We start from the raw sequence: 14,605 nt of genomic DNA, 5'->3' as shown, positions 1-14,605 counted from the left end.
TATGCACCATACAGAAATGGGTCTTGTTGCCAATTACTCTGCACTTTATAATCTCCTTGTATGTCAGAACTATCAAAGAGAAAAGCCGAGGTAATATATCATATGAAGAGATTGCTTTTGTACATGACAGTTATATGTATAGGTATGAGTGTTGGATTCAATATCCCTAACGTCTATGCTTCTTCACTTCGAGTCGAGGTGGATGGGAAGGAAGTAGCCTTCCCTGACGAACTCCCTTATGTGGACGCTGCCACCAACCTTACGATGGTCCCTGCCAAATTCGTATCCGAGAAGCTTGGCGCAACCGTGAAGTGGAACAGGCCGCAGAACCAGATCTTATTTACCTATAAAAATGATACGATCGCGCTGGGGCTTGGAGAAAATCATGCCATTGTAAACGGGGAAACCGTAACATTCGGTGGGGGTGCTTTGGTCAAAAATGGACGCACCATGGTTCCGCTGCGCTTCATTAGCGAGGCCTTTCATGCTCAAGTGGAATGGCAGCCGAAGCAGAATCAGGTCAGCATCATGACGGCTGTCAGCAATGTGCCGAAGGGGACATGGATATGGGACAGCCAAGTGATCGTAAAGGATTCAGACAAGGCGATAAGCTTTGCTAAAGAGCGCAATGTGACTACCATCTACCTTCAAATTAATACCGATATGGCCCCGGCGATCTATGGAAGCTTTGTTCGCAGCGCCAAGGAACAGGGGATTCAAGTAGAGGCACTAGAGGGACGACCCGAATGGGCTTATAAGAAAAACCAGGATAAAATAAAAAAATTCATTGCTTGGGTCAACGCCTACAATGCGTCCGTCGAAGCGGAGGCAAGGTTTGCGGGACTACATTTCGATATTGAACCTTACCGCTTAAGCGAATGGAAGAAAGACAATAAGGTGCTATTGGAAGGCTGGATGGACAACTTGCGACTGATCGAGAAGGAAACCAAGGAGAACGATCTTAAAATTACGATGGACGTTCCATATTGGCTGAATACGATCAAAGTGCCGGGGACGGATTACAGCATGAGCGCATGGCTTTTGGAAAAATTCGATTGCCTGGTGATCATGAATTATCGCAATCATGCGGTAGGTAAAAACGGGATTGTGGAAAATGCGCAGGCGATGCTGAGAGAAGCCTCCACGCTTAAAAAGCAAATTGTCATTGCCGTGGAGACAGTAAAAAGTTCGGAGGGTCCACGGACATCATTCTACTCCATGAGCAGCGAAACGATGGAAAAGGAGCTGCAAGCCGCCCATAACCAATTAACACGCTATATGAGCTATGCTGGATTTGCTGTTCATGATTTTAAAAGTTGGCAGGCTATGAAATAAGAACTAGCTTTGACAGGGTTATTATTACGTATCACTTCCATATATTTCAATGGCAAGAGAACTTTGATTCTAATGCTTAGCTTTGATATAGTTAGCTCTTAGGTCGCAAATTAAGGATTAAAACCACCCAGGTACAGGGAACTCTATATACAAACAATCATGGAGTGATTATATGAGCAAAGCTAAGGGTAAAGGCGGAACAGGTAGAGGAACGGACAAAAAGGGCTGGACTAGATGGCAAGCTAGTGAACGGAGAGCCAAAAACAAACCAAAACCTTACAAAAGCAAAGGTACTAAAAAAGCGAATGGGCCACAGTCGGATGGCGCAAAGAGCACCAGCAAATAATAACGGATAAGAGTGTAAAATTCGAAAAGTTCGGGGATCCCACGGACATCATTCTATTCAATGATCAGTGAAGCCATGGAGATGGTGAAATGGAGCTGTAGGCCGCCCCTAATAAATTGACACGCTATGCAAACGATGTCGCTTTACTGTTTATGATTTCAACAGATGGGCTACGGTGGATTATTGAATTATGGGGTATCGTTGTGTTAGTTGTGAGGATATCATAATTATGATAATATTTCGATAATGAGGAGGTGGCTTTATGCCGCACATTAGACCTGTTTCCGATTTACGAAATCATTTCGCTGAAATATCTAAGATCGTCCACGAGAGCAGTGAGCCTGTTTTCCTTACCAAAAACGGGTATGGTGACATGGTTGTAATGAGCATCGAGCAGTATGAACATTTACAACAAGACAATATGGTTTTTCAAAAATTAAAAGAGGCTGAGCTCGAAGCGGCTAATTCCAACGTACGATATAGCCACGCAGAAGTGATGAATGAACTAAGGAAGAAAATAAGCGAATAATCTAACTTCTAACGTATAACCGGAGATCATGATGCTCCGGTTTTTTTAATTCATGTAGTCATAGATAAGGGGGTTGATGACGTGGAACCCAGAATTAAAATACGTTACTTGAGACGAGCCCAATTAAATTTAATAGATATAGTAACCCGAAAAATTAAATGATGAGCATCGGATGTTGATAGTTGATCAATATCTTATTTTTATGTCATTCTTAACGATATTGTTGAAATCCGTAGAGTCCTATATGGAAAGCGTGATTATCAAAAACTATTTACGAATACATAGGATAGGCATCACACATTACTTATGTATATTCAAATCTATGTGGCAGTGAAGATAGGGAAGAATAACTTCAGTGAACATATGTGTAGTGGAAATATCACCTCCCACAAGATAATTGTAATATTCTCCAATTCATAACCGTAGTAGCTATTAAATAAAAAACAAAAAAACACCTCCTTTGCCTGGAATGGCTAATGCCAAAGAATCCGCGTCGGCTAGAAGAGGTGTTTATTGCATAATGGATGAAAACATGGAACAAGATTATCACTCTTGCAATCGTAATACTAAGCATTCTTGTCCGCAAAATATTCTTGGTACTGGCTCGGCGTGACGTGGGCGTACTTTTTGAAAATGCTGATGAAGTACTTGTAGTCGCTGAAGCCGATATCGTGAGCAATGTTGTAAACTTTGTTGTCGCCTGATTTCAGCAGGTCGATCGACTTTTGGATGCGATAGCGGTTCAGGAACTCGTTGAACGTATAGCTCGTCTCAGCTTTGAATTTCTGATTCAAGTAGTAAGCACTCAAGTCGAGCTGCTCCACGAGATCGTGGATGCTGATTTTTTTCGCATAATTCTCCTGCACGTACGCGATCATTTGCGATACATACTTCGAAGTCTTCGTTTCTTTCTCCATAAATTTGCTGTTCAGTATCTCTTCGGTTTCTTGCGGATGATTCGAAATGACCTCATATTTGCGCTGCAAATCGACCTTCGTCTTGGCCGATTCTAGGGCGGCGATCAATTGATCATCCTCCAGCGGCTTCACGAGGAACTCGGTTACCCCCAATTGCAGTGCCTGCTTGGCAAGATGGAACTCATTATAGCCGGAAATAATAATGCTGCTGAACGTATGCTGCTGCAAACCCTCGCGAATCATGGAGATGCCGTCCATAATGGGCATGTTGATATCCGTGATGACGATATCCGGCTTCAGCTCGCAAATTTTCTCATAACCGTCCTGTCCGTTCAGCGCTTCTTCCATCACGATGCAGTCATATTGAAGCCAATCAATGCTGAAACGTATGCCTCTGCGTATCATATCTTCGTCTTCAACTAGCAGAACCTTGAACATCCTCTTCACTCCATTCATAAGGAATTGTTAGTGTTATACAAGTGCCAGTCCCTTGTTTGCTGTCGATGTGAATGCCGGATTCCTCGCCGTAGAGCAGCACTAAGCGGCGGTGAACATTGTAGAGCCCGATATGCTGTGTCGTATTGTTTTGGCTGTGCAGGATTCGGTTCACCTTCAGCAGTGTCTCCGCGTCCATGCCTTGTCCGTTGTCGCATACCTCCAGCATCAGCTTCCCGTCAGAAGGGTAGATGCGGATTTCGATAAGCACATTGCTTTGATTTTGGTAACCATACTTGATAGCGTTTTCAATGATTGGCTGCAGCAGCAGCTTAGGTACGTATACATGATTGGTTTCCTCTTCGACGGTAATGCGGTATTCCAACCGCTCATTGAACCGGATTTGCTGCAGCTTCAAATAATCCCGTACATAATTCATGTCGTCTTTCAGTTGGACGCTCCGATCATTGCCGATGCTGTATCGCAGCAGTCTCGACAGCAGCATAACGATTTGCTGCGCTTGATTGGCGTCTATCTTAATGGCGTATCGCAGCGTCTCCAATACGTTGAAAATGAAATGCGGATGGAACTGCGATTGCAGCTGCTTGACCTCGATAATCGTGCGCAGCTCGGACAGCTCTTTATTTTTCATCATCAATTCCTTCAACCGGTCCAGCATCACATTGTACTCATCGCCGAGTATCTCGAACTCATCATTCGTGTGAATATCGACATAGCCGTTGAAATTCCCTTCGCGAAGTTGGGCCAAGGCTAGAATTAATTTATCGACCGATTCGGAATTGCGGGCAGACATTTTGTTCGATAGGAAATGAATGATAACCCACAGCAGCAGGCTGGCAGCGAGAATAAAGATAGACACCGTGTAGTAGGTGTATTGCTCTGACTTGTAGGAATTGAGCGTGACCACTTGAATCGGTGTGCCTGGTATGCGCTTGGTATACATGTAGTACGTACCGTCGTTCAACAGAACATGCCCTTGCTTGTCCAGCTTAGGACTGAATTTGTTCAATACGCCCTTGGTGACATTGCTGGTAGTGGCAATGATCGTGTTATGCTCGTCCGTGATCATCGCAATCTCATTGTTTTGTTCGAAAATGAGCTTCTGCATGTCAGATTCGTAGAGCTGGTAGATGATATAGCCAATCGTCTGCTTGCCCTTGACGATCGCTTTGCCGAACGTGTAGCTTGTGTCGCGATCATGGGAATAGCGGAAGCTGTTCATTTCAGTCAGCGTGTTGCCGGATTTCTGTTCAATCCGGTTGATGAGATTGCCGAAGGCGAAGCTGTTGTAGAGTGCATCCGGCGAATCGGAGCTGGCTCGGAAGATGCCGTCCGTGTCGACGATATGGAAGATGCTCTTCACCTTTTGCCGATTATTGAAGTCATAGAATTCGGAATACACCTTGTCGCTGCCTAAGCGTGTAGTCACATATTTCGTCACGGCAGGTGAGATAGCCATCCGGTTGATTTCCTCGTGATACTGTTGAAACACCTCCGCCATAGATTTACTGATCGACTCGGCGGCCTCCGTCGTTTTTTGGGTCAAATTCATCCTTCCATTAATGATCGTAAAGATGAAAAACAGCACGATCAAAATCAAAAATGGAATCACCGCATACAGCTGAAATAAGTGACGGGTTGACTCCTTGAAGGTGCGTATCTTCTTCTGTTCCATGTCTCCCTCCAGTGTCGGTAAGCCCTTTCATTCCATATTATACTGGTTCGCTGTTGAAAGAAGATCATCCAAATACAACCAAGCCGGCCCTCCAGATGAGGTACCGACTTGGTGTGGATGAAGCATTCAAATATGTTGTTCAAGAAGTTTGGTTTTCAGTACCGAGTTACTTCCTGTGTAACTTCGTGATCAAAGTTGGACTTTTTGAACGTTCTCTTATAGGGAGACTTCTTTTTGTCCGGACAACTTCAGGAAGACGAGCAGCGATATGACTGTGATGACGGTTAGGATTGTAGATAGTGCTGCTGCCACGCCATAGTTGCCGCGAATAACTTCGGTATAAATAGCAACCGTAACGGTCTTCGTCTTGCCTGTATACAAGATGATCGAGGTACTTAATTCAGTAATGATTGTGATCCAGCTTAGAATTGCACCAGAGACAACGCCCGCGAGCATCATCGGCAGTGTAATCTTGAAGAATGTCTTCATCTGAGAAGCGCCCAAGCTGATTGCGGCTTCCTCAATACCGCCGTTAATTTGATGCAAAATGGCTGCACTGGAACGAATCGTATAAGGCAAACGCCGGATGACGAACGAGATAATCATAATGAATGCTGTTCCGCTTAGTGCCAGCGGCTTATCGTTGAACGTAATCAACAAGGCGATACCTAAGATAGAACCAGGAACGATGTAAGGAAACATCGTGAAAATATCGATTGTGTTCGTTAATGCATTCTTTCTGCGAACGGTTACGTAAGCAATCAGAATCGCAAGCAGGATAATGATGACGAGCGACACGATAGCCAGGATGAACGTGTTCGTAATGACACCGCCGATGCTACTGAAAGCATTTTGATAGCTTTGTAGTGAGAAGCCATCAACGAAGACGCGGCCGTTCGATTTCAGGAATGAAGTATAGATGACGTACAATTGCGGCAATAGCGCGATTAACGTATACAGATAGATGACAGCATGCGCCGCGATGTTGCCGATGCCTTTCTTCTTCTTCGCTTCAAGTGGATGCAAAGCACTCATTGTGATGGACTTGCGGTTGGCGATGAACTTCTGCATCAGGAAGACTGCCGTTGCGAACAATACAACGATGACACTGATTGCGGCAGCAAAGCCGTCGTCGCCACCGACTTCACTGATGAACTCGGTAAAGATCAGGACAGGAACGGTCTTGTAGCCTTCACCGATCAGCATCGGCGTACCGAAGTCGGCCAGCGCGCGCATGAATACGAGCAGCCCGCCTGCGAGCAGGGTCGGTGTGATGAGCGGGAGCAGTACCTTTCGCATCTTGTTGATGCCCTTATAGCCCATGCTCTCTGCTGCTTCCATAAGCGATTGGTCCACATTTTTGAGTGCCCCGGATACGTACATGAAGATAAGAGGCACCATTTGCAGGGTCAAGACAACTAATATACCGGTAAAGCCATATATGTCAGGCATTTGGAAGCCAAATGTATTGCTGACGAATTTGGTAATGACGCCGTTTCTTCCGAGCAGGAGAATCCAAGAGTAAGCTCCGATGAACGGGGCCGACATGGACGAGAGCAGAATCAAAATCCGAATCGTTGAGTCCCCTTTAATCTTAACGGTAGCCATTATATAGGCTAGTGGTGTTGCAATGAGCGCCGCAAGGGCGGTTACGCTGACGGTAACTTTAATACTGTTGAATAGTGCATTGGTGTAATACGGCTTGCTGAAAAACTTCACGAAGTAGGCGAGTGAGAAATCGCCTGTTGTACCGTTGAAAAAGCTTTTGAACAGCATCGTAAATAAAGGCAAGGCTAGGAACAAAAGATAGAAACCAAATATCAGGAACGAAATGTTAGTCCAGACGTCAAATCGTTTGCGCGTCCCCCTCATAGTTGACCGCCCCTTGTATAGTTCAATTCACCTGCAGCATCGTATACATTGATTTTTTCCTTTTTCACCTTCAAATGAACGACTTGCCCAGGATCAAGAATCTGTGTTGTCTTCGATTCCTGTGTAATTTCCACACGCTGACCGGATTCCAGATCGACGAAGTAATGCGTGTTCTGTCCCAAAAAGACGCTGTGCACGATGGTTGCCTTCATTCCCGTCTGATCCTCAGTAATGACGAATTCCTCTGGGCGAACCGAGATTTTGACATTCAATTCATTTTGCTTCGCTGAAGCCGGAAGCTGAATGTTAGGAAGCTCCTCAGCATAGCCGGAACCGAAGTTCACCTTATAGCTGTCGCCCTGACGCGTTAAGCTGCCTTCGATAATGTTCGTGCGGCCGATAAAGGTAGCAACGAATACGTTGGCTGGGCGTTGGTAGATTTCTTGCGGTGTGCCCAAATGCTGAATGACGCCTGACTTCATAACGGCGATGCGATCGGATACAGCCATAGCCTCTTCCTGATCGTGTGTTACATACACCGTTGTAATGCCGACTTCGCGTTGAATTTCCTTAATCGCGTTCCGCATATCGACACGGAGCTTCGCATCAAGGTTGGACAACGGTTCGTCCATGAGCAGTACATCTGGGTGGATGACGATTGCACGGGCAAGCGCGACGCGCTGCTGTTGGCCACCGGACAGGTTCTTCGGCATGCGATCTTTATATTGCTCAATTTGCACGACCTTGAGGATATCTTCTACTTTGTCGTTGATTTCGGCCTTGGACAGCTTACGGTTCTCTAGACCGAACGCAATATTTCCCTTAACGGTAAGGTGAGGGAAGATGGCATAGCTCTGGAACACCATACCGATATTCCGCTTGCCTGGCTCAACCTGATTAATAACGCGCTCGTTGAAGTTGATTGTTCCGCCTTCAATGCTGTTGAAGCCAGCAATCATGCGCAGAAGTGTCGTTTTGCCGCACCCGGAAGGACCGAGAAGAGTGAAGAATTCACCTTTCTTGATTTCCAAGGACAACTCTGGGATGACGGTCGTATCGCCATATTTCTTGACTAGGTCTTTTATTTTTATTGTTACGCTCATTGTTGTCACCTAACCTTTTTATAGGTAGTCAAAAAGTCCGATAATCAAAAGTGGTGCTGAGAACCGGACTTTTTGACACGCATATTTTGATTCTGAAAACCGATTATTTGCTTGTGAATACAGAGATGTAACGCTCTACGATTTCGGATTTATGTGCACTTACGTAGTCTGTATCTTCGTCAATCATGTTGATCTTGTCGAGTGGCGTCATGTAGTCGCCGAGCTGTGTATCTTTGCGAAGCGGACGGTTCGTCAATTGCGTGCCGAATGCATCTTGCGCTTCCTTGGACAGGATGAAGTCGATGAACTTCTTCGCATTTTCCATATGAGGTGCGTCTTTAATAATGGCGGATGCTGCATCCAAGAATACTGCTCCTTCCTTCGGATACACGACTTCTACCGGTGCACCGTTTCTGACATATGTGCTAGAAGGATCTTCGTATGTTAATCCAACGATGTACTCGCCGTCTGCGACACTCTTATGAACCGCACCAGAGCCGCTTGCAATTTTGCCGTCGAGGTTCTCGATCAGCTTGCTGACATAATCCCAGCCCTTTTGATTTTCATAGTCGCCGCCCATAGCTTTCAGCATGTTCGTAAGCTGAGCGAAGGCGGAGCTGGAGCTTGCCGGGTCAGCGGATGCAATTTTGCCTTTCAGCTTCGGATTAAGCAAATCTTCATAACCCTCAATTTTGATATCGCCGATCAGGTTCTTGTTCACGAGCAGCACGCTGCCGTCTGATACAAACGGAGTTGCGAAGCCTGTCTTATTGCGATGGCCTTCAATCAAGTTTGCATCTTCTGGAGATACGTAAGGCTCATACAGGTCAGCATGCTCGCGGTAGCCCGCCATGGAGCCGCCGAACATAACGTCCGCGTAAGGATTTTTCTTTTCAGACTGTAAACGCTTAACAATTTCCCCTGTACCAGCTGTTACGAGCTCAACCGTAATGCCTGTTTTCTTTTCAAACATTGGGATGATCGTCTTGATGATTTCTTCGCTGTTCGGACTGTAAATGACCAATTTATTGGATGAACCCGAATCCGATTCACTGCCGCCACAACCGCTTAACACTCCGACAAACATCATGCAAGCCGCTAGCATCAAAGAAAGCCTTTTCATTTGTTTATTCCCCCTTGAGCAATGTTCATTGCGTTGTGTGTCTATTGTAGCAAGTATGGTACCGCTTACAAATCCTACAATCCGCAAACATTGTCTAAAATTCGCAAGTGAATTTTTTGGGATATGTTTTTAAAATAAGGAGATTGTCTTTACATGTGTGATTCGAAAAATATGATTGACAACATTATGCAATTACCATAATATGAAAGTAACAGATCCGGTCCGCGCCTCTCCGTTGGAAGCGTAAAGTGGGCCGGACATTATTTTTATCTGGGTGAAAATTTAATGGACACTTCTGTTATAGAGTTGAAGCCCCCTACTACATATGAAGAACAACTTGACTTACTACGTTCACGCGGACTTATTGTCCCCGATGAAACCAAAGCCATCGCTGTTTTAAGACGTATAAACTACTATAGATTTTCCGCATACGCCTTAACCCTTAAAGAAAATGATAAATTCTTCCCAAGTATAACTTTTGATACAATATATAGACACTATGAGTTTGATGCTCGTCTTAGGCAACATGTAATGAAAATGGTTGAGTATGTAGAAATATCATTTCGAACACATATTGCATATACGATTGCTCATAAGTACGGCTCAGAGGGGCATAAATCAGAGTCAATATTCTGGGATCCTGATTGGTACAGAGAACTTAATAACGAACTTGATCGATGCATTTCAAAATCCAAGGATCCTTTTGTGTTGCATCATATATCAAAATATTCTGGAAAGTTCCCTATTTGGGTTGCGGTAGAGGTATTGACCTTCAGTTGGCTTTCAAAACTATATAAGAATCTCAAAAGCAAAGACAAAAAGGAAATCTCAAGGTATTATAATGTTCATTTCGATGAAATAACAAACTGGTTGCATACCCTTACAATAGTGAGAAATCGTTGTGCCCACTATAGTAGGCTATTTAATCAGAAACTACCGGTTAATGTGAAGTTCAGAAAAAGGGATAAAGGATTTGAGATTAGAGATAATCAACTATATGCGATAATCTTCAACATGAAATATTTAATAAAAGAAGATCAAACATGGAACTCATGGGTTGCAGAATTAGAATCTATTATAGAAAATTATGATGAAGTCGATATTCGGTTATTGGGATTTCCTGAGCAATGGAAAAGTTACTTGTATGATAGGTTAGGAAGCAAGCATGAATAAATAGTTGTTACAATTTAGGGTTTATTGCAAGTTGAAAAACTTGTGATAGCCCTTTTTTTGTTCCTTAAGGATGTTTGTGTAAAAAATGGAGTAGTAGTAAAACGTGATTAGATAAAAGTAAGAAAAATAGTTATGGTAACTTATTTTAATAGCTAAATGTAGGTCAGAACCAAAGGTTAGCTACTTTTTGCGTCTATTTTCGAATTTATCTCGCAATTGGGGGAACAGTAATAAGATTTGCTTCCTCCACTCGTAATAAGTTTTTTTGGATATTCCGAGCTGTTCAATGATATTAGTAATACTTTTATCAGTTGTATAAATTGCGACGATAAGATCAATAATCTTGTTACGGTTTTTTCTTCTATAGAAGAGTGGTTGTCTATTTTTAGTGAAAGTTGTTGTGCAATCTATGCAAAAAAAACGTGGTACGGGATTTTTGGTATGGGCTTTTATATTACTAGAAGAACAATTGGGGCAATCGGGGTGAGCAGATTGAGACTTTCTAGAACTAGACTTTAATGTTCTTTTTATGGATTCAAGTTTGAGGCACAATATCTTTTGAAGTTCTTTCAAACCTTTTTCGTCTAGCTCTACACAATTATTCAAAGCTATTTGTACATTCTCTAATGGACTCACCCAAATTTATCCTCCTTGCAAGTGTTTTTGATAATGTATCATCTTTTTAACTTAGTAGCAACTATTACCTACCAATGGATATTACAGAGATCTATCAGGGCTAGGCAAATAGATTTGGATCTTGTAATATGGAAATAATTTCTTTTGTTTGATTTGAACCGAGAGGAGTCGCAACTAAATGGAGATTTTTCTTGGCAGTTCGAGTTCTGCCGAATCGTTAAACGATCTGAGGAAAATAGCAATACTCATCGAATCTGAAGGGAAAACTCCATATGCGTGGAACAAGGCAGGGGTATTTCCACTGGGAAACTATATGCTGGATAGTTTGATAGAAATCAGCAAGAGAGTAGAGGCAGCGATATTGATTTTTAACGAAGATGATCCGATTTGGTATAGGAATGACTGGGTATTACAGCCTAGAGCTAATGTGCTAATCGAGTACGGTATTTTTGTAGCAGCTTTGGGAAAAGAGAGAACCATCATTTGCAGAAGAGGAAATTCACATGTTGCGTCAGACCTCCAAGGGTTGATTTATTGTGATTTAGATAAAGAGTATCGAGCCGAAAACGAAATCTTAGAGTGGTTAAGATTTATAAATAAGCGAAAATAAAGTAAGGTATTACGCAAATTTTTCTAACAGGAGGCAATCTTGAATAAAATCCCGGACTTACAATTGTTACGTGGAGTACCTGAATTAAAGTATGTTAATGCGGATAATGTAGTTCGATATCGCTCTATCATGCGCTACCTTTATCAACAATATCAAAAGTTAAACTATTGGCTGAAAGCTGATGAAATTTACGCAGGCGTCATGTCTTGGAATGCGAACAAAAACTATACTCTTGAACAATGTCAGGTTGATTTGGAACAACTAGTAGAGTGGGGGAATTTATCATCACGACATTACGGAGAAAGAGCGACTTCGGTTGAAGAATATTTACGTAAGAAGCATCAATATTTATTAACCCCCTATTCTATAGAGATTGAACGTTTACTTGAGAGTTTAGAATCGGTTCGGGGATATGGGGGCTCTCTGGAACCAACTTTGTTTGATACGATTGCAGATACATTATTCAACATTAGAAGAAAAGCAGGTACTTATGAACCAGGAGAAGCACTTGAGTTATGGAATCTGGTACATGACTCATTTCAAAAATTGCATGAAGCATCAGTGGATTATATAGCGAGTCTTCAGACGGGAACGGCAGAGGAGCTAATGGTCACGGATGCTTTTTTACTATATAAAGATGCGATTACTCACTATTTGAAAGATTTTGTACATGCCCTTCAGCGACGTTCTTACAAAATCGAGGGAAATCTTATTCAAATAACTGATCATGTTAGAGATGTTTTTCTATACGCAGTAGTAGAAGATGAATGGAACATTCCGAAGATTGAGGAAACAATGACACAAGAGCAATATTTTGATGAATTGCTAGATAAATGGAATGTATTGCAGCGATGGTTCCTTGGAGAAGGGAGTTCCTCAAGTGAATTGTTATTATTAGAGCAAGCTACCAAAGAAGCTATTGTGAAAATGGTACGTAGTGCACTGCGTATCCAAGAAAGAAAACGTTCTAACATTAGCAGAAGAAAGGAATTAGATTATTTAGGAAGATGGTTCTATAAGCTAGGGAATGTAGGATTGGCACATCAATTAGCGGCGTATACTTTTGGGTTATTCCCTACGCGGCATTTGCATGGTGAAGATACGAGGGATTCGGATAGTCAAGGAATTTCAATATGGGAAGAACAACCCATTATGAAATCATTGCGATCTCGGAGTAGGAAGAAACACGAGCGTCATGAGACAGAAGCAGTTATTGATCATACAAAAGATAAAGAGCGCTTAAGAGCTGAATTTATCCAACGGCATAAACAGGAACTACAGTTTCTAATTTATATGGTTGATAAAGGAGAGACCAATATCTCACGTCTTGAAGAAATCTCTACGACGTCGAGATTACAAATACTGAATTGGATTAGCCGCTGTAATGCTTCGGCTAATTTAGCGATTCAGATTTCTGAAGGTATTCGCATTCAATTAGTTCGACCAGTGAGCAAAGAACGGGCAAGTCTAGTTTGTGAGGATGGAGAGTTGGAACTGTTAAACTATGGGTTTGAATTTCAGGTTATAGAGCAACATAGTTGGAATGATTTGCTTCAGTGGATGGGGGATATCGGAACATCTGGAGGGGGTCAGGATGGAAACAATTAAAATAGGAAAGTTACATACAAAGAGAAGAAGGACAAATATTGTAGACAAGGATGAACTTACCAATAGAAAAAAACAATGCATGAATGCTCTATTGAATCTTCCCTGGATTACGAAAGATAGTGATCCTCAATTATATTATTGGATTAAGGAGCAATATACTGAATTGAGAGATTGGTTTATGAACTACACGGGGTACTCACTTATTGTGAATCGGAAAATTGCTAAATTAGAGAAGGTTCCCGTAATTGCATATCCATGGATGGGGTTTCAAGAATTTCGTGAACCACTGGACTATGCATTATTTACTTATAGCTTATGGTTTTTAGAAGCGAAAACAGAACGTGAACAATTTCTACTAACCGATCTGGTAAAAGAAGTTCGAGACTTCATGTTTGAGCAAGGCATGGAGGTAGACTGGCGCAATTATTTCCATCGATTGTCAATGGCGAGAGCCTTAAAAAAGTTGAAAAGTTTAGATGTGATACGAGCGGTAGATGGGCAAGAAGCCGATTGGGCATCAAATATTGATGACGAAGTTGAGAAACATAATGTTCTGTATGAATGTAGTGCTTATGTGCGATATGTATTACGAAATTTTCCTCGCGAACTCATGAGTTATACAGATATGACAGAAATGAGAGACACGATTGATTACAAAGAAAATACAGATGAAATAAATCAAAAACGAAAACATTACTTATATCGTCGCTATTTACTTGAGCCTGTTGTGCTGGATGACCAATGGCAGGAGGATCCGCTTTATTTTCACGGACAAAAAAATTACGTAATCAATCAGTTAAAAACAATGTTTGGTTGGGAAGGCAGTAAGTATCGTGAAGGAATTATATTTTTTGAACCAGAAATGACGACAGATGCGGAAGTATTTCCAACGTTGTCTTCAATTTCTGATATATCTCTCCTTGTATTTGGACATATTCGGAAACAGGCAGCCTCTGAAGAAGTAATGAAGCAGAATGCGCGCATACACCTTACAAAGCATGAAATGGAGCGAATACTCATTCGATTAAAAGAAGAGCATGGGGAGTATTGGACCAATGAACATCGAAAAATGAAGTCGGCCCAATTGGCGGAGCAAGTATTGGATCATGTGATGGAATGGGGATTTGGAGAATGGGTGGATGAAACATTCTTTGTGTTAAATGCAGCAGCAGGAAAATGGATAGCTCAATACGGAACTGCAGACTTAGATACATAAGGAGGA

The 14,605-nt window shown here is 42.4% G+C and carries 13 protein-coding genes; 7 read left to right on the top strand and 6 right to left on the bottom strand.

Annotation, left to right across the window (positions count from 1 at the left end):
* Positions 1 to 123 precede the first annotated feature (123 nt).
* From ABN764_RS19950 to ABN764_RS19940, 3 genes are all read left to right on the top strand, one after another.
* On the top strand, positions 124 to 1,335 hold the full coding sequence (locus ABN764_RS19950; protein ID WP_446672863.1) for a copper amine oxidase N-terminal domain-containing protein: 1,212 nt from the start codon (positions 124 to 126) through the stop codon (positions 1,333 to 1,335).
* A 172-nt stretch (positions 1,336 to 1,507) separates the two neighbouring features.
* The gene (locus ABN764_RS19945; protein ID WP_446672862.1) at positions 1,508 to 1,681 is read left to right on the top strand and encodes a DUF3934 family protein; all 174 of its coding nucleotides are present in this window, start codon (positions 1,508 to 1,510) and stop codon (positions 1,679 to 1,681) included.
* A gap of 262 nt (positions 1,682 to 1,943) precedes the next feature.
* Positions 1,944 to 2,210: a type II toxin-antitoxin system Phd/YefM family antitoxin gene (locus ABN764_RS19940; RefSeq protein WP_065292489.1), complete on the top strand. Its 267-nt coding sequence runs from the start codon at positions 1,944 to 1,946 to the stop codon at positions 2,208 to 2,210.
* A 566-nt stretch (positions 2,211 to 2,776) separates the two neighbouring features.
* Here ABN764_RS19940 and ABN764_RS19935 read toward each other — a convergent pair.
* From ABN764_RS19935 to ABN764_RS19915, 5 genes are all read right to left on the bottom strand, one after another.
* Positions 2,777 to 3,565, bottom strand: coding sequence for a response regulator transcription factor (locus ABN764_RS19935; protein WP_065292491.1), 789 nt, complete (start codon positions 3,563 to 3,565; stop codon positions 2,777 to 2,779).
* The gene (locus ABN764_RS19930; RefSeq protein WP_446672861.1) at positions 3,543 to 5,258 is read right to left on the bottom strand and encodes a sensor histidine kinase; all 1,716 of its coding nucleotides are present in this window, start codon (positions 5,256 to 5,258) and stop codon (positions 3,543 to 3,545) included. Before ABN764_RS19930 ends, ABN764_RS19935 begins: the two co-directional genes overlap by 23 nt.
* A 216-nt stretch (positions 5,259 to 5,474) precedes the next feature.
* Complete coding sequence (locus ABN764_RS19925; protein ID WP_021261118.1) at positions 5,475 to 7,130, bottom strand: ABC transporter permease; 1,656 nt, start codon at positions 7,128 to 7,130, stop codon at positions 5,475 to 5,477.
* Complete coding sequence (locus ABN764_RS19920; RefSeq protein ID WP_065292493.1) at positions 7,127 to 8,233, bottom strand: ABC transporter ATP-binding protein; 1,107 nt, start codon at positions 8,231 to 8,233, stop codon at positions 7,127 to 7,129. Before ABN764_RS19920 ends, ABN764_RS19925 begins: the two co-directional genes overlap by 4 nt.
* A gap of 103 nt (positions 8,234 to 8,336) precedes the next feature.
* A complete protein-coding gene (locus ABN764_RS19915; protein WP_021255468.1) occupies positions 8,337 to 9,356 on the bottom strand; it encodes an ABC transporter substrate-binding protein in 1,020 nt (339 codons plus the stop codon).
* 285 nt (positions 9,357 to 9,641) lie between these two features.
* Between ABN764_RS19915 and ABN764_RS19910 the strand changes: the two genes are divergently transcribed.
* Positions 9,642 to 10,529 carry an Abi family protein gene (locus ABN764_RS19910; protein ID WP_446672860.1) on the top strand — a complete coding sequence of 296 codons (888 nt, stop codon included), beginning with the start codon at positions 9,642 to 9,644 and terminating at the stop codon, positions 10,527 to 10,529.
* 180 nt (positions 10,530 to 10,709) lie between these two features.
* Here ABN764_RS19910 and ABN764_RS19905 read toward each other — a convergent pair whose 3' ends face one another.
* Complete coding sequence (locus ABN764_RS19905; RefSeq protein WP_446672859.1) at positions 10,710 to 11,165, bottom strand: transposase; 456 nt, start codon at positions 11,163 to 11,165, stop codon at positions 10,710 to 10,712.
* 178 nt (positions 11,166 to 11,343) lie between these two features.
* Between ABN764_RS19905 and ABN764_RS19900 the strand changes: the two genes are divergently transcribed.
* The 3 genes from ABN764_RS19900 to ABN764_RS19890 are packed head-to-tail and all read left to right on the top strand — an operon-like array spanning position 11,344 to position 14,599.
* On the top strand, positions 11,344 to 11,775 hold the full coding sequence (locus ABN764_RS19900; protein ID WP_446672858.1) for a nucleotide-binding protein: 432 nt from the start codon (positions 11,344 to 11,346) through the stop codon (positions 11,773 to 11,775).
* Positions 11,776 to 11,814: 39 nt separating this feature from the next.
* On the top strand, positions 11,815 to 13,383 hold the full coding sequence (locus ABN764_RS19895) for a TIGR02677 family protein (RefSeq protein ID WP_446672857.1): 1,569 nt from the start codon (positions 11,815 to 11,817) through the stop codon (positions 13,381 to 13,383).
* Positions 13,370 to 14,599, top strand: a complete 1,230-nt coding sequence (locus ABN764_RS19890; protein ID WP_446672856.1) for a TIGR02678 family protein — start codon at positions 13,370 to 13,372, stop codon at positions 14,597 to 14,599. The genes ABN764_RS19895 and ABN764_RS19890 overlap by 14 nt, the downstream gene beginning before the upstream one ends.
* Positions 14,600 to 14,605: the final 6 nt, after the last annotated feature.

This window comes from Paenibacillus wuxiensis (assembly GCF_040195695.1).
Lineage (GTDB): Bacteria > Bacillota > Bacilli > Paenibacillales > Paenibacillaceae > Paenibacillus_B > Paenibacillus_B suaedae.
Note: the sequence above shows the minus strand (reverse complement) of the source record. Positions and strands in the feature narration are given on the sequence as shown.

Coding starts and splice junctions, on each gene's coding strand:
- ABN764_RS19925 (WP_021261118.1), bottom strand. CDS start 7,130: ATGAGGGGGACGCGCAAACGATTTGACGTCTGGACTAACATTTCGTTC.
- ABN764_RS19935 (WP_065292491.1), bottom strand. CDS start 3,565: ATGTTCAAGGTTCTGCTAGTTGAAGACGAAGATATGATACGCAGAGGC.
- ABN764_RS19945 (WP_446672862.1), top strand. CDS start 1,508: ATGAGCAAAGCTAAGGGTAAAGGCGGAACAGGTAGAGGAACGGACAAA.
- ABN764_RS19940 (WP_065292489.1), top strand. CDS start 1,944: ATGCCGCACATTAGACCTGTTTCCGATTTACGAAATCATTTCGCTGAA.
- ABN764_RS19950 (WP_446672863.1), top strand. CDS start 124: ATGACAGTTATATGTATAGGTATGAGTGTTGGATTCAATATCCCTAAC.
- ABN764_RS19910 (WP_446672860.1), top strand. CDS start 9,642: ATGGACACTTCTGTTATAGAGTTGAAGCCCCCTACTACATATGAAGAA.
- ABN764_RS19930 (WP_446672861.1), bottom strand. CDS start 5,258: ATGGAACAGAAGAAGATACGCACCTTCAAGGAGTCAACCCGTCACTTA.
- ABN764_RS19915 (WP_021255468.1), bottom strand. CDS start 9,356: ATGAAAAGGCTTTCTTTGATGCTAGCGGCTTGCATGATGTTTGTCGGA.
- ABN764_RS19890 (WP_446672856.1), top strand. CDS start 13,370: ATGGAAACAATTAAAATAGGAAAGTTACATACAAAGAGAAGAAGGACA.
- ABN764_RS19900 (WP_446672858.1), top strand. CDS start 11,344: ATGGAGATTTTTCTTGGCAGTTCGAGTTCTGCCGAATCGTTAAACGAT.
- ABN764_RS19920 (WP_065292493.1), bottom strand. CDS start 8,233: ATGAGCGTAACAATAAAAATAAAAGACCTAGTCAAGAAATATGGCGAT.